General features: G+C 72.3%; 11 protein-coding genes. 7 read left to right on the forward strand and 4 right to left on the reverse strand.

The window, feature by feature from the left end; all coding sequences use genetic code 11:
- Positions 1-110: 110 nt before the first annotated feature.
- The gene (locus ABGB06_RS32000; protein WP_347596350.1) at positions 111-386 is read right to left on the reverse strand and encodes a hypothetical protein; all 276 of its coding nucleotides are present in this window, start codon (positions 384-386) and stop codon (positions 111-113) included.
- A 1021-nt stretch (positions 387-1407) separates the two neighbouring features.
- On the opposite strand from ABGB06_RS32000, the gene ABGB06_RS32005 reads away from it, so the two are divergent.
- The 5 genes from ABGB06_RS32005 to ABGB06_RS32025 all read left to right on the forward strand — a co-directional run bounded on the left by ABGB06_RS32005 (position 1408) and on the right by ABGB06_RS32025 (position 10176).
- A complete protein-coding gene (locus ABGB06_RS32005; RefSeq protein ID WP_347596353.1) occupies positions 1408-1971 on the forward strand; it encodes an FHA domain-containing protein in 564 nt (187 codons plus the stop codon).
- Positions 1972-2228: 257 nt separating this feature from the next.
- Positions 2229-3626, forward strand: coding sequence for a hypothetical protein (locus tag ABGB06_RS32010; RefSeq protein WP_347596356.1), 1398 nt, complete (start codon positions 2229-2231; stop codon positions 3624-3626).
- A 122-nt stretch (positions 3627-3748) separates the two neighbouring features.
- The gene (locus ABGB06_RS32015; protein ID WP_347596359.1) at positions 3749-7378 is read left to right on the forward strand and encodes an alpha-glucuronidase family glycosyl hydrolase; all 3630 of its coding nucleotides are present in this window, start codon (positions 3749-3751) and stop codon (positions 7376-7378) included.
- A gap of 48 nt (positions 7379-7426) precedes the next feature.
- Positions 7427-8572 carry a DUF4185 domain-containing protein gene (locus ABGB06_RS32020; RefSeq protein ID WP_347596362.1) on the forward strand — a complete coding sequence of 382 codons (1146 nt, stop codon included), beginning with the start codon at positions 7427-7429 and terminating at the stop codon, positions 8570-8572.
- A gap of 155 nt (positions 8573-8727) precedes the next feature.
- The gene (locus tag ABGB06_RS32025; RefSeq protein WP_347596364.1) at positions 8728-10176 is read left to right on the forward strand and encodes a WGR domain-containing protein; all 1449 of its coding nucleotides are present in this window, start codon (positions 8728-8730) and stop codon (positions 10174-10176) included.
- A gap of 42 nt (positions 10177-10218) precedes the next feature.
- On the opposite strand, the gene ABGB06_RS32030 is transcribed toward ABGB06_RS32025, so the two are convergent.
- From ABGB06_RS32030 to ABGB06_RS32040, 3 genes are all read right to left on the reverse strand, one after another.
- On the reverse strand, positions 10219-11037 hold the full coding sequence (locus tag ABGB06_RS32030) for a DUF3592 domain-containing protein (RefSeq protein WP_347596367.1): 819 nt from the start codon (positions 11035-11037) through the stop codon (positions 10219-10221).
- Between the two features lie 69 nt (positions 11038-11106).
- A complete protein-coding gene (locus ABGB06_RS32035; protein ID WP_347596370.1) occupies positions 11107-11568 on the reverse strand; it encodes a hypothetical protein in 462 nt (153 codons plus the stop codon).
- A 117-nt stretch (positions 11569-11685) separates the two neighbouring features.
- Positions 11686-12108, reverse strand: a complete 423-nt coding sequence (locus ABGB06_RS32040) for a hypothetical protein (protein ID WP_347596373.1) — start codon at positions 12106-12108, stop codon at positions 11686-11688.
- Between the two features lie 206 nt (positions 12109-12314).
- On the opposite strand from ABGB06_RS32040, the gene ABGB06_RS32045 reads away from it, so the two are divergent.
- Both ABGB06_RS32045 and ABGB06_RS32050 read left to right on the forward strand, forming a co-directional pair.
- A complete protein-coding gene (locus ABGB06_RS32045; RefSeq protein WP_347596376.1) occupies positions 12315-13688 on the forward strand; it encodes a hypothetical protein in 1374 nt (457 codons plus the stop codon).
- Positions 13685-14995 (forward strand): hypothetical protein, encoded by a 1311-nt coding sequence (locus tag ABGB06_RS32050; protein WP_347596379.1) that lies wholly within the window; start codon positions 13685-13687, stop codon positions 14993-14995. The genes ABGB06_RS32045 and ABGB06_RS32050 overlap by 4 nt, the downstream gene beginning before the upstream one ends.
- The last annotated feature ends 3 nt before the right edge of the window (positions 14996-14998 follow it).

The raw sequence follows: 14998 nt of genomic DNA on the forward strand, positions 1-14998 counted from the left end.
TTGGTGCCGGAAGGTGATGCCACCCTTGAGGCGTGGGTCGTCGCGGCGAGGCCCGGCCGGCCGTCCGGAGTTCCGCGTGTGGTGTTGTGGGGTCGAAGGAACGGCGGCCATCAGGTGGCCCCTAGTTCGTCGCCGCCGTTGCGCCGCCACTCGTCCACGGCGTTGCGCAGGTCGCGGAGGGACTGGCGGCCGCGGACCACGTCGTTCACCAGGTCTTCGAAACCGTCGGAGATGCCGGCCGGCCGGGCGGGCTCCTGGATCTGCCGGCCGACGAGGACCGGGTCCCGGACGAAGCCGAGGTTGCGCTGCCGCCAGGCGGTGAGATACTCGACGATCTGCGGCAGGTCGGGGTAGGCGACCACGCTCTCGGGCGAGCAGATGAACACGTGGGCCTCCGGAACGACCTCCGCGTTGCCCTGTTCGGTGCGGACCGGCGGCGAGGTTGGGGAAGTCGAGCACCCTGTCGCCGGTGAGGAACGAGCCGAGATCGGCGAAGCGGCTGGAGATGGCCTGGGCTATCTGGCCATCCAACTCCCCGTCGGGGATGCACACCAGGTCCGGGATCTCGCTGCTGGCGAGCATGGCGGCGAGCTTCTCGCCGTAGGCGTTGCCGTCCTGGATCCGCCAGTTCCTGCGGACGCCGATGCTCTCGTCCATCGCCGTCCAGAACGCGTTGCCGGGGCGCGGCTGCGTGCCCCACAGCGGCGTCATGGCGGTGAGCTCCGCACCGCCGCCCCGGGGTTCGGGGACCGAGACGCCCAGCTCCTCCTGGGGAATCCACCGGCTGTAGCCGGGGCTGGAGCCGTTCTCGCCGGCGATGTCCGGCTCGACCGCGACGTCCGACGCCTGGTAGGTCGGCAGGAGGGACCGCAGGTTCTCCTCGGAGACCCGTCCCTCCTGGCCGCCGCACGCGGACAGGAGCGGATGCCGCCGACCGCGGCGGAGGCGACCGCGGTGGTGGTGAGGAAACCTCTCCGGCTCAGTCCGGAGCGTGCGTTCGGCATGACGTCAGCGACCCTTCGTGACCCCGCGCTTCGCCGTCCGGAGACATAAGACGAATTATCGAAGCGCTTCGATGAGGAGGGACGTTAGGACCGCCTGGCCAGTTACACAAGCCCTGCTGCAGAAGTTCGACGGAACCTGACAACGTCACCAAGGGGATGTATGGGCGGCTCACGTCGTCGTCACATCAGTGTTCTGACCTGATCAGGACTCTGATCTGAGCATCATCGAAGCGCTTCGAACGTCGGCGTCGCCAGCAGGGCCACGAGGCCGCCGGGCCGTGCGCCGGCTCCCACGGAGCCGGCGCCCGCCGGGACGAACTCCGGCCTCCGCGGCTGCTCGGGCGGGGGCGACACGCACGTCAGCCGACGGCACGGGTTGATCACGCGCGAGTACGCGCGCTGGATGCTGACCAATCTCGGCAGGCGGCCGATCCGGTTCCCCGACTCGCGGCTGGTCCACGGCGGTGACCGGGCGGAACTGCCGGAGGGCTACACCCCGTTGTTCCTCGTCTCGCCCCGGCAGGAGCACCTGTTGGAAGTCCGCGTCGCCGGCCTGCCCACCCCGCGGGAGCTGCGGGAGGGACACGGCGTGCATGAGGAGAGGACCATCGGCGAGGAGCGCGAGTTGGACGAGACGGAGAAGCTGGTGCTCGTCTGCCTCGCCCAGCGCTGTCCGCGCGGCGAGCCCCGCCCGCAGCCCCTGACCTGGGCCGAGGCCGCGGACGCGCTGAACGCCCTGAACCCGCCGAAACCGTGGACCCAGAAGCGGGCGGCCCACACCGTCGCCGCGGTGCGCAGGCGGCTCAGCGGGCAGGCGGGCGTTCCCGGGCTCGTCGCGGAGGAGGTCCCACCCCCGGTGGGCAACGCGCTCAACCACAACCTCATCACCGACCTGCTGCTCACCGCGTCGATCGAGAAGTCGGACCTGGACCCGCTCGGCGAGCGCTCCGCCCCACGGAGCGCGTGAACCGGCCGGACACGGCATTGCCGTACCCCGGCCCAGGCGGGCGGGTGGGTGCGCTCCGGTGCCCGGGGGCGTTGGGCGGAAGCGGTCGGCTCGTCCTTCGAACAGGGTGGAAACTCCTCGTCAACGTGAGGCCCGCTTGGCACAATCACCTCCCATGCGTGGCCGACATGCGCGGTGAGCGCTGTCCGTCAACCGCGTCACGTCGGTCCCCGGCGCCCGCTTGCGACGCCGGTTCCCCCACCCGACAGGAGTCGGACATGGACGCCTCGGCCCAGCACGGCGGCACCCCGGTCAGCCCGCACCAGATCCTCGGCGTCAGCAGACGCCGGCTGCTCGGCACCGCGGCCGGGACCGCCGCGGCCGGCGCTCTCCCGTGGGCAACGGGCGAGGCGGTCGCCGGCCCACGTCCCGTCGTGGCCGACGCGCCCGATCCGTCGCGGCTCCCGCTGACCGGCGGCCCCGAGTTCCCGATCGGCGTCTTCTGGCCACCGCACCCCTACGCCAGCACCCACCAGCGCTACACGGAGATCGCCGAGGCCGGCTTCACCTTCGTCATCTCCGGCAACTACGCGGGTGACGGCAACATCTTCCAACGGCAGCTGAGCATCGCCCGGGACACCGGCCTCACGATGCTGATCTCGGACGACATCCAGGTCCGCAACATGTCCCGCTGGTTCTCGATATCCGACAATCCGGCGGACTTCCTCTCCGTCACTCCGGCCGAAGCCGCCGGGCTGTTCCAGCGCGCCGTCGACGCCTACGGGCCGTACTCCTCGCTGGCCGGCTTCAACCTCTTCGACGAGCCGGGTGCGGGCTGGTACCCCACCCTGGCCCGGGCCCTGCAGATCGCCCGCGAACGCGCCCCCGGGCTGCTGCCCTACGTGAACCTGTTCCCGTCCACCGACGCGGCGTACTACCAGTCCTTCGTCGACGTGGTGAAGCCGTCGCTGGTCTCCTTCGACCGCTACCCGCTGCTCTCCGAGGGGCGCGAAGACGCCGACTACTTCCTTAACTGGGCCCTGGTCCGCAGGGCCGCGCTCAGCGCGGACCTGCCCGCCTGGGTCTTCATCCAGACCCTGTCCTACGACAACCACCGCACGCCCACGGCGGCCGAGATGCTGTGGCAGGTCAACATCAGCCTCGCCTACGGTGCCAAGGGCATCCAGTACTTCACGTACTGGACGCCGGAGGCGGCCCGAGGCGAAGGCTTCGGCCCAGCCCTGATCACCGTCGAGGGCGAGCGGACCGAGCGCTACGACGCGGCCCGCGTCATCAACACCACATGGCTGCGCCAGGTCGGCGGACAACTCAAGCCCCTGCTGCCGGCGGCGGTGATGCACGCGAACGAGTCCCCGCTGCCCGCCGGCGCGACGGGCTTCGCCCCCGTCGACGGCCTCGCCGCGGCGAGCGGCGCTCCGGTGGTCATCGGGACCTTCCACAGCCGCGACACGACCGTCCAGGACCGCTGGGCCCTGGTCGCCAACCGTTGGCACAACACGCAGGCGCAGGCGACGCTCACGGTGGCGACCGCCATATCCACGGTTGAGTCCTTCGACCCGGACAGCGGCGAGTACCGCCCGATGCCCGTCGACCGGACCTTCGACGTCGCCCTGGCCCCGGGGGCCGCCGCGCTCTTCCGGCTGCGCGGTCGCTGACGACGACCAGCGGTCCGCGCACCCGACGGGCACCGGAACAACCGGCGTCCCGTGCACGACTCTTGCCCCCGGATCGCGGCAGGCGCATCATCGGACTGAAATCGATTTCTCAGGAGGGTCCCATGGCCGGACCGGTTCCTCGTCGCAGCCTGTTGATCGCCGGTGGGGCCCTCACGGGCGGCGCGGTGCTCGACCCGCGGGCGGCCTGGGCGTCGCCCTCGCTCCCCGACGAGGACGGCCACGAACTGTGGCTGCGCTACCGTCGCGTCGAGGACGCACGCCTGCTCGCCGACTACCGGCGCGCGCTCACCCATGTCGTCGTGGCGGACGCGGACCCCGCGCTGCGCTCGGCCGGCGAGGAGCTGACGGCCGGGCTGTCGGCCATGCTCGGCAGGGCGGTCCGGCGCAGGCCCGAACCGGTGGGCGACGGGGCGCTGGTCGTGGGGACACCCGGATCGTCTCGTTGGGTGGCCGAGCACATCGGCGCCCGTGAGGTGGCCGGACTCGGTCCCGAGGGGTATCTCATCACCCGGCGCACGGTGCGCGGCGCCGACTGGGTCTTCGTCGCCGCCGCCGGCGAACGGGGCGCTCTCTACGGCGCCTTCCACCTGCTGCGCCTGCTCCAGACCCGGCAACGCATCGGCGACCTGAACGTGCGGGAGCGCCCGGTCAACGAGCTGCGGCTGGCGAACCACTGGGACAACCTCGACCGCACGGTCGAACGAGGCTACGCGGGCCCGTCGATCTTCCACTGGGACGAACTGCCCGCGGTGCGGCGCCGCTACGTCGACTACGCCCGCGCGCTCGCGTCCGTCGGGATGAACGGAACGGTCGTCAACAACGTCAACGCCAGCGCCCGGATCCTGTCCGCCGACATGATCGAGGGACTCGTCGGCCTGGCCGGCGTGCTGCGCTCGTGGGGGCTGACCCTGTACCTGTCCGCCAACTACGCCAGCCCGATGGTGCTGGGCGGACTGGACACGGCCGACCCGCTCGACGACGGCGTCCGTGCCTGGTGGCGGGACAAGGCCGGCGAGATCTACCGGGCGATACCGGACTTCGGCGGGTTCCTGGTCAAGGCGAACTCCGAGGGGCAGCCGGGACCGATCGACTACGGGCGCACCCACGCCGACGGCGCCAACCTGCTCGCCGACGCGGTCCGGCCGCACGGCGGGCTCATCATGTGGCGGGCGTTCGTGCACGACTTCGACCCGAACACCTGGGCCCACCTGGCGTACGAGACGTTCGCCCCGCTCGACGGCGAGTTCGCCGACAACGTCGTGCTCCAGATCAAGAACGGACCGATCGACTTCCAGGTCAGGGAACCCGTTCATCCGCTGTTCGGCGCCCTGCCGAGAACCAACTCGATGCTCGAGCTCCAGATCACCCAGGAGTACACCGGCCACACCACGCATCTGTGCTATCTGGTGCCGCAGTGGAAGGAGGTCTACGGCTTCGACACCCACGGCAACGGGAGGGGCACGACGGTCGCGCGCATCGTCGGCGGCGACGCCTACGGCTACTCCCACGGCGGCGTCGCGGGCGTGATGAACCTCGGCGACGACCGCGACTGGACCCGGCACCAGCTCGCCGCCGCCAACACCCACGGCTACGGCCGGCTCGCCTGGAACCCCGCGCTCAGCTCCGCCGCCATCGCCTCGGAATGGACGCGGATGACGTTCGGCTGCGACCGGCGGACCGTCGAGGAGGTCACCGACATGCTCCTCGCGTCCTGGCGCACCTACGAGGACTACACGTCGCCGCTCGGCAGCGGGTTCATGATCGGCGACGGCGAGCACTTCGACCCGAGCGCGGAGGGCAACCAGCCGTGGCATCGCGCCGACGCCGACGGCGTCGGATTCGACCGCACGCGGGCGACCGGCGACGGGGACACCGGGATGTACCACCCGCCGGTGCGGGACGCGTACGAGTCGTTGGCTCGCTGCCCCGACGAGCTGCTGCTCTTCTTCCAGCACGTGCCCTACCGACACCGGCTGCACTCGGGCAGCACCGTGATCCAGCACATCTACGACACCCACTTCTCCGGCCGGGAGAACGTGCTGACGATGCGCGAACGGTGGCGGGCGCTGCGCGGCCGCGTGGACGCGAGCAGGCACCGGGACACCCTGGAGCGGCTGGACCTGCAGGCCGATCACTCCACCGTGTGGCGGGACACCCTGGTGGCCTACTTCTTCGAGACCAGCGGGATCCTCGACGAACAGCGCGGCTGGCTGCAGGTGCGCTACTCGTCCGTCACCGCCCTGCTGGCCGGCGTCCCCAGCCGGATGAGCGTCACCGTGGGCAACGCGACCGCGGCGCGGGCGGAGGCCGTCGCGCGCCTGGTGACGCCGGACGGCTGGACCAGCGGCACCGAGCGGATCTCCCTGGCCTCGCGTGAGTTCGGGTCCGTCTCGCTGCCGGTGAGGTCGGCCGGCGAGCTCGCGGCGGCCGTCCCGGTACGCGCCGACGCCGACGCCGACGACCGCCCGGTGCTCGGCGGCACCTCCGCCCTCGCGCAGATGCTCGTCGCGCCCGCCGGCCACCAGTGCCTGCTCGCCCTCGACGCGGGCAGCCCGTCGAGTCCCGTACAGGCGACGTACCAGCGGCTCACCCCCGCGGACGGCTGGGACGCGGACCGGGGCTACGGCTGGGTCGGCGACCCGCCGCAGTCCCGCGACCGGGGCGACGCGTTCGACGCGCTGCGCCGCGACTTCGTCAACGACACCACCGCGCGCACCCTGCGCCTCGCCGCGCCGGCGGGCGTCCACGACACCTACCTGCTCGTCGCCGACAACAACATGTCGTACCCCACCTACGTCAGGTCGGAGGGCGAACTCCTCGCCCGGAGCGACGTCATCGACGGCGGCTCGTTCGCCTGGATCCACTTCCAACTCGACGGCGGCACCGCCGGCGCCGAGGTCGATCTCGAACTCAGCGGCGACCCCGGCCAGCACTGGCACCTGAACGCGCTCGCCCTCGTCGACCGCGACGCCGAACTGCCGCCGGTCGTGGTCGGCGAGGTGGCCGTGTCGTCACCGCTCCTCGGCGGTCGCGCCCACACGCTCGCGGTCGAGGCGGCGAACACCACGGACGACGCGCTGTTCGTGTCGGCCGGTGTCGACGTACCCGACGGATGGTCGGCGGCGGGCACCGGCGGTGACGTGCCGGCGGGGGACGTCGGCGTGATCGAGGTGTCGGTGACCCCCGCCGTCGGACCGGCCACGGCAGAGGTCATCGTCCGGCTGTCGACGACCGGGCGCGACGGCGGCGACAGCCGTCGCCTCGACGTGGACGTCGTCCCCGCGGGCGACCAGGTACGGCTCGCACTCGACGCCGGGCCCGCCGACTCGCCGCTCCTCGACACCTACCGGCGGCTCCTCCCGGCCGACGCCTGGAACGCCGAACGCGGCTACGGCTGGGTCGGCGACCCGCCCCAGTCCCGCGACCGGGGCAGCGCCGTGGACGTGCTGCGCCGCGACTTCGTCAACGACAGCGCACCGCGCACCCTCCGCCTCGCCGTGCCACCCGGCCGGCACGAAGCCCACCTGCTCGTCGGCGACGTCGTCGTCATGGACGCCACCAGGGTGAGCAGCGGCGGCACGCTGCTCGCCGAGGCACCCGCCGCACCCGGAGGCACGTTCACCTGGCTGCGCGTCGAACTCGACGGCGGCGGCACGGGAAGCACCGTCGACCTCGAGTTCAGCGGCACGCCGGGCCAGCACTGGCGGCTCAACGCCCTCGTGCTCCACTGACGCCACTCGCCACGCACCCCCATCCCCTCAGGGCAAAGGACGAGCAACGTGTATGTCAGGCACCTCGCACGGTCCACGGCACCGCGGAAGGGCGCGATCGCGCTGGCCCTGGCCGCCGTGCTCACCGCTCCGGCCATCTCGCAGGCGGCGCCCGGTGACACCCCCGTGGGGGCACCCGCGCCCGCCGAGCGGGTCGCCAAGCTGACCGGCCCCGACGCGATCAACGACACCATCGGCCGATGGGAGGTCAAGGCCACGGACCTCGGCATCATGTGGGACAACGGGAGCGGCCAGGTGCTCACCGCCTTCGGCGACACCGACGGGCTGGGCTGGACCGGCCCGGGCGGTGGCGTCGGCGACCCGGCCACCCTCGACTGGCGCTGCAACACCCTGGCCCGGAGCGCCGACCGCGACCTCGCCGACGGGATCACGTACAGCGGCATGGTCGAGGACCGGCCCGGCCACGCCGGCGAGATCCTGGACTGCGAGAAGTCCGGCAACGACGAGAACGGCGAGGTCACCGTCATCCCGACCGCGGCGATCTCGGTGGGCGACCGGCAGTACATCCACTACATGTCCGTCAACCACTGGGGTGCGCCCGGGCACTGGGAGACCAACTACTCCGGCATCGCCTACTCCGACGACAACGGCGAGACCTGGACGAAGGACGACCGCACCCGCTGGCAGAACACGCCCGCCTGGGACAACAGGTTCCAGATGGCCGCCATGGTGCGCGAGGACGGACACGTCTACCTCTACGGCACCCCGAACGGCCGCTACGGGGACGTCCACCTCGCCCGCGTGCCCGAGCACCGGGTGCTGGAGCCGACGGCGTACCGCTACTGGAACGGGCGGGGCTGGGGCCGGGACCAGACGGCGGCGGCGCCGGTGGCCGCGGGACCGGCCGGCGAACTGTCCGTGCAGTACAGCCGATACCTCGGTGAGTGGGTGATGATGTACCTCGACGAGACCAGCAGGGCCGTCGTCATGCGCGTCGCGCCGAAGCAGACCGGGCCGTGGGGTCAGGAACAGATCGTGGCCCACGCCGATCAGTACCCCGGGCTCTACGGCTCGTACATCCACCCGTGGTCGGCCGACTCCGGGAGTCCGTACCTGTACTTCACGATGTCGCAGTGGGACCCGTACAACGTGTACCTGATGCGCACCCGGCTGCCTCGGGACGAGGAGCGGTGAACGAGGCCACGCCGACGAAGGCCGTGGTCGCGGGCGGATCCGGCGGGTGGCCGCAGGCGGAGGGGCGCTGAGCGTCTGTCAGTGGCTCCGCCTACGGTGTGATCACTGGGGACTCGCCGGAAGAGCCCCGGGTGAAGGTCTGGGAGGGGTCTGTCATGACTACCGGGTCCGTGTCGACGACGTATCTGGAGCTGTCGCAGGATGGCGGCGGCGCGCACAAGTTCTACGAAGTGGCCGTCGACCACCAGGTGGTGACGGTGCGGTACGGGCGGATCGGCGCGGCCGGGCAGACGCAGACGCAGACGTTCTCCACCGCGGCGAAGGCGCAGGCCGCGGCCGCGAAGAAGATCGGGGAGAAGGTCCGCAAGGGATACGCTCCGGCCGTTCCCGGGCACCGCGCCCCGCGCGCGGTGACCCGACGCCAGGTGGCCTCGGCTCCGTCCACCGCGCGGGCCGTGGCGCCCGTGCTGTGGCGTTTTCGCACCGGCTCCTCGGCGTTCGGTATCCATGTCGACGACGAGCGCTGCTGGGTCGGGAACCAGGCGGGCGACGTCTACACCCTGGACCACGACGGTGACGTCCTCGCCCGCTTCAACCTGCCGGACGGCGTGAAGTGCCTGGTCGCCGACGACTTCTGGGTCTACGCGGGCTGTGACGACGGCCAGGTCTACGACCTGTCCTCGAAGCTGCCGTTCGCGGCGTACGACATCGCGGCGGACGTCGACATCTTCTGGCTCGACATCGACGAGGGCATCCTGCACGTCTCGGATCGGGACGGCCGGCTCACGGTCATCGACCATGAGGACGAGCACCAGTGGGCCCGCCGCAGCCAGGGCGAGCACGCCTGGATGGTGCGCGCCGACGGCCGGGGTGTCTACCACGGCCACCACCGGGGCGTCACCGCCTACGCTCCCGACGGGGGCGGCGAGCTGTGGCACACGTCCACCCGGGGCGGCGTCCTGTTCGGCTGGCAGGAAGCCGACGCCGTGTACGCGGGGACGGCACACCGTGTGGTCCAACGGCTGTCGAAGGCGACCGGCGCGATCGAGGCCACGTATGCCTGCGACAGCGCGGTGTACTCGTGCGCCACGTCACCCGGTGGGCGGTTCGTCTTCGCCGGAGACAACGCGTCGTCCGTCTACTGCTTCGACGGGGACGGGACGCGGCTGTGGAAGCTCGGCACGGGCGGCGGCTCGGCCCTGTCGATGCAGTACCGCGACGAGCGGCTGTACGTGGTGACCACGGACGGCTCGCTGGTGTGCGTGGACGCGAGCGAGGCGGCCGTCTCCGCGGCGCAGCAGGGCACGGTGCCGGTGGAGCGGGACGTCAAGCTCGCCGCGGCCCTGCCGACCTACGCGCCGGCCACGGCCGCCGATGCGGTGGCGACCGTGGCACACGCCCCCACCGGGGCGGTCGTCGTCGAATGCGTCCAGCAGGGCGGCCGCATCCGCGTGCACGTGGTGTCCGAGGGCTTCGACCCGTCCTGGAACGTGCAGTTCCCACGCGCGATACGACAGCCCGGGACCCGCTACGTGGTGGACGCGCTGCACGCGGCGGCCGGCGGCTTCTACCGCGTCCGCGGCGACATCCGCCGGCTGCTGTGACGCCTGCGGACAGGTCGATACGACGCAGAGACGGTGCGCGCGTCACAGCGTGGCAGCGCCAGCCACGACCGCCGCGATTCCGGTGATCAGAAGGATGATGATCGTGCCGATGGCTCTCTCGTTGTCGCGACGGTCGGCTGCGAGGTCAGGGGTGTAGACGGCCGGGTCGGAGGGGGCGTAGTAGATCGTGAGGTCGCGATCGAGGGACAGGCCCGGGTCGGGGATACCGTCGCGGGACACGCCGGTGACGTGGGTGCCCTCGAGAGTGGTGAACGTGACGACGGGAGTGTGGACGACGATCTCGTCACCCTCCCCGTCGGTATAGACGTCCTTGGTGACGGCCACGACACGCGCCGGGACGGCGATGGCCGAGGCCAGCAGTGCGTCGCGGGCGCGCGCCAGGCGGATGTCGGGACTGATCGCCGCGGAGACGGTGAGCAGGGCACCGAAGCCGAGCAGCGCCCATGGGTAGCCCCAGACGACGGTCGCATGGACCACCAGCCCGACGAGCAGCAGGATGACCGCGCAGTTCGGGCCGGTCCGGCCGTTCCTCTCGCCCACGCCGTCGAGCACGACGCGGAACCGGTGTGGCCGCCCGGGTGGGTAGCGCACCTCGAACTCGCGGCCCACCCAGGCTTGCTCGATCACGTCGCCATGCTTGACCGCGTTGGACAGGATGAACTCCTCCCCGGTGGCCGGGTCCTGGAACGCGAGCGTCACCGGGATCCTGGGCCCCTCGGAGGCGCCGTGCGCCGGCTGTCCCACCCGTATGATCCGTGCCTTCACCCAGACCGCACGCTGGGCCCGGGTCATCCCGGTCAGTGAGATCCCGTAGCCGAGCAGCGCCAGCCCGGCGGGCACCACCCACCACAGGTGCATCACCTCGTGAACGCTCATCCGAGCGCCGCCTTTCGCTGTCCGGACTGCGGGTCAGAACTCAACACGGAACAGGTTGTCGGCCGGGTCGACCACGGCCGTGAGTCGAAGGCCCACGCGGAGGGCCGGGTGCCGGGAGCGTTTCCAGGTCGTCTCGAACGTCCGGAAGGCCCCGCCGCTGATCCGCAGACCGACGATGACACCGGTCTGCTCTCCGTCGTCCCAGTCGGTCAGTCCGGTGATCTCCGCGGTCGCCGCGACCCCGACCGCGTCGAGCCGCCGGTTGTTCTCCCGCTCCACACTGGTGTTGGCCCAGAGGCCGATGCCCAGGGGAGCGCAGAGCACAGTGCACAGGACGCCCGCGAGCAGCAGGCCAGCACCGGCGAAGGCGCCGAAGGCGAGCATGACCGGTCCGCACAGGCACAGCCCCGCCGCGGTGGAGTACAGGAACACGGCTCCGAGCAGACCGATCTCCGACACCCGCGTCGGCTCGGGGCCGCTGTCGTCGTCCGCCATCTCAGGGTCCCCGTCCTTCCGGCTGGCTCCGTCGCAGCGGGTCCGCCACCGCCGCCGGGCCGGCGAGGAGGAGCGGGCCGGAATCGCCCGCCGCCACCTCGTACAGCGGAGCCGGGGTCACGGTGCCACGCCGTCCCCGGCGTAGAGGTAGCCGGCGGGCCGGGCGGGGTCGGCGACCAGCAGCACCCGGTCGCCGGCGCGGGGGATACGCAGCTTCGAGACGATGGTCTGGAGGGCGATCCGGTCGGAGGCCCCGGTCGGTTGGAGGACCAGGTCGACGACGGGGTCGAAGTTGACGAGCTTGCCGGTGTCGCTGATCGTCACGACGACGGCGGATGTGGTCGGCGCCCCCGCGGCGAGCAACTGCCGCACGCTGACACCGGAGTTGTACGCACCGATCGACTGCTGGACCCTGGCGAAGTCCTCGTCGCCGAGGAACGCGCGCGTGGCGCGGCCGTAGAAACCCCTGCCGCCGGCCATCTGGTCGGCGATCCTGGCGGCCCGCTCCTCGCGGCCCCTGCGCTTTCCGTAGATTCCCATGCTGTTCTGTCCCTTCCGGTGATGCCAGAGGTGAGGGTCGGACGGCGGCCGGCGCACCCTTGACCTCGTCCTACGCGGCCTCGAAGTCGGACGAGTCGCGCGGTGATCGCCGGCGGTTCCGCCTGACGATGTGGACGCTAAGTGGCCGGCGACGCCTACCGATCCCAGGTTCGTCCGCCGCCTCACCGCCGGCGTACTCTCCTCGTATGCCGCCCGTGAGCCAGCCGACCGGCGAGCGCCGCCCGCGTGCCATGTTCATCGACCACGCCTGGCGTGGCCTCGGCCCGGGGCTGGAATCGCTGAGCGGACCCGGTGGGGCGCCGTTGACCCGGACGGTCAAGCTGATCGTGCTGCCGTTGATCGTCCGGCCGGCGCTGCGTCCCGAACTCGCGGCTGACTTCCTCGGGCCCGCCCAGGCCGCGCGCCTGCAGGGGCTGATCCGGGAGTCCGGTGAGCGTCTCGCGGCGACAGCACAGTGGTTCACGCTGCTGAAGAGAGCCCGCCGGGCGCTGGGCATCGTGGCGGGCAACCCCCAGGATCTGTACTTTCAGCGCTGCTTCGAGCTGGCCACCGAGCACGGAGCTCCCTCGGCCGGCGCGGACGCCTTGGCCAGGGGCGTGGTCGAGGACGTCGCGGACACGACCAACGGACGCACGGTGGAAGAGCTGAAGGGGTATCTGGCTGACGCCCTCCGGCGGTCCCGTCTCGACGGAGAGCTGGTCACCGCCTGGGAGGGCCGTCCACCGGCCCCAGCCGCCGCCGACACGGCCGCGGCGGTCGCCCGGGCGGCCGAGGTCCTGGAAGCCTGCGGCGCGACGGGCCGGGCGGGGAACTCACCGGAGTACGCGTCCATGGTCGAGGCGGGACACGGAGGCGTGTTCGGCCGGGCCTTGTGGGCGCACGCGAGCGGTGTCTGGGGCCGCGACGACCTGCCGGCACATCTGGGGTTGACCGCGCGGCAGGTGCCGCCGCGGCCGGGGATCGGCCGGGGCGCCTCAACGGCCACGCTTCCCGCGCCGCTGGACCGCACGCTCTTCGAGCGGCTCTTCGTCGTTCTCCAGTCGTCGACCCGGCGGGAGGAACTGCCGACGGTGCCGGAGCTCGTGGGACGGGAGGCCGGCCGCAGTTGCGCTCCGCTCGGCCTGTACGACGAGAGCCTGCGCGTCGCCGTGGTCCTCGGCGGCCGGCTCGCGGTCGGCCTCGATCCACTGGGCACCGGGGAACCCGTGCCGGAGTGGACGGCGGCGCACCGGGTCGTCAACAGCCGCTGGCGACGGGAGGCATCGGTCCTCCGCGCCCGAAGGATGACCGTTTCCGCCCGCCCCGACCCGGACGGCGGCGTCCTGGACTCCATCGCCCGGGACCTCCGTACCCCGTGGGCCGCTTACATGCGGCGGCTGTGGGTCCGGCTGCACGGGCGGGACGTCCGCGACGCACCGCTGGGGGACCTCGCGTCGGCCTGGGCGGTGCTCGACGGGGTCGCCCGCTCGGTGATGATGGATCACCGCGCCCGGGTCCGGTCGGCGCTGCGCACCCTGTCGGCGCCCCCCGCGCCGGTGGCCGAGCCGAGGACCACGTGACGGCGCGGGGCCCCGTCGACGTGCACGTCGGGCAGGGCGAGCACGGCACGGTCCGGGTCGTCGCCGATCCCGCCCTTGGGAGGGCCGAGGGCGGCAGTGGCGCGGTCTCCGCCGGTCCCGACTTCACCCGTGGCGTCCTCGATGTCGCCGGCGCCGTTCTGACCTGGTCCGTCCTCGGCGATCCCGGCCCGCCGTCGGCGCAGATCCATGACACGGGACGGGCCCAGCAGTGGCTGTGGGCGCTCTACGGCGAGCGCGTCGCCGCCGCTGTCCACGCCGTCCACGACCGTGCGGTGGGGGACCCGGCCCGGGTACGGGTGGCGGCGGACCCGACCGCCCTCGCGGGCAGCGCGGCCCGGCTCGCCTTCGGGCACTGGGCGGCCCGGTGGTGGCCGGCGTCGTACACGGACGGGATACCGGCGCTCGAACCGGACGCGCTCGGCCTGGAGCTGGCCGCACTCACTCACCGGAGCCAACAACTGTTCGACGACGATGTCGATCAACCTGACGACTGCGTGGCCGAACTGGTCGAGGAGCACCAGGCAGCCCTCGACCCGCTGATCCAGTGGTGGCGCGCCGAACCGCGGCCGACGGGCACGGCACGCCACCTGGAGAGCGTCCTGCGGCTGATCGACGACGCGGCGGACACCGCCGGACTGGACGGGCCGGCCCTGCGCCACCTCCGGTCGTCCCTCGACCGGCGCGGTCCGGTCGGTATGCCGGTCGACCCCGGAGCGCTGTTCGCACGGCACGACAGCTACGCCCTCGTGGCTGGCGAACCGCTCGAGGCGGGCGGCCGGGTGATCGCCCGGGGCCCGGGGACCAACGACTGGCGCCGCTACCCGCCCGGCCTCGTCGACGCCGCCGAGAACGCGGTGTCCTGGACCGCTCGCGCGCTCGGCGCGCGGCGTCGGATCGAGATCGAGGCCATCGCGCACAGGGCGGCACCCACCGCCGGGGCCTCCCTCGTCGTGGAGATCCACGTGAACGGTGGCCGCGCGTACCGGGTGCCTCTCGCCAGACGGGACGACCTGTGGACCGGCAGGGCGGACCTGCATCTGGACCTGCCTGCCGGGGCGGAGCCGCCGCGTATCGAGGTCGGCGTCCTGCTGCCCGGCTTCGACCCGGGCCCCGGCACGTCGGGCACAGCCGACGACCGCGTCGACCGTGAAGCCGTCCGTGCCCTGGTCCGGCGGCGGCTGGCCGCCGCGGCACAGCCCCTGGCGTACGAGGCGGCGCCGCACGACGACGGATCGGCCCCGTTCCTCGCCGAGACGGTCGCCGCTGCCACCGGTGAGGACTACTGACGC

Source organism: Streptomyces sp. B6B3 (genome assembly GCF_039871525.1).
Classification (GTDB): Bacteria; Actinomycetota; Actinomycetes; order Streptomycetales; family Streptomycetaceae; genus Streptomyces.

Coding starts and splice junctions, on each gene's coding strand:
- ABGB06_RS32015 (WP_347596359.1), top strand. CDS start 3,749: ATGGCCGGACCGGTTCCTCGTCGCAGCCTGTTGATCGCCGGTGGGGCC.
- ABGB06_RS32045 (WP_347596376.1), top strand. CDS start 12,315: ATGCCGCCCGTGAGCCAGCCGACCGGCGAGCGCCGCCCGCGTGCCATG.
- ABGB06_RS32040 (WP_347596373.1), bottom strand. CDS start 12,108: ATGGGAATCTACGGAAAGCGCAGGGGCCGCGAGGAGCGGGCCGCCAGG.
- ABGB06_RS32035 (WP_347596370.1), bottom strand. CDS start 11,568: ATGGCGGACGACGACAGCGGCCCCGAGCCGACGCGGGTGTCGGAGATC.
- ABGB06_RS32010 (WP_347596356.1), top strand. CDS start 2,229: ATGGACGCCTCGGCCCAGCACGGCGGCACCCCGGTCAGCCCGCACCAG.
- ABGB06_RS32005 (WP_347596353.1), top strand. CDS start 1,408: ATGCTGACCAATCTCGGCAGGCGGCCGATCCGGTTCCCCGACTCGCGG.
- ABGB06_RS32025 (WP_347596364.1), top strand. CDS start 8,728: ATGACTACCGGGTCCGTGTCGACGACGTATCTGGAGCTGTCGCAGGAT.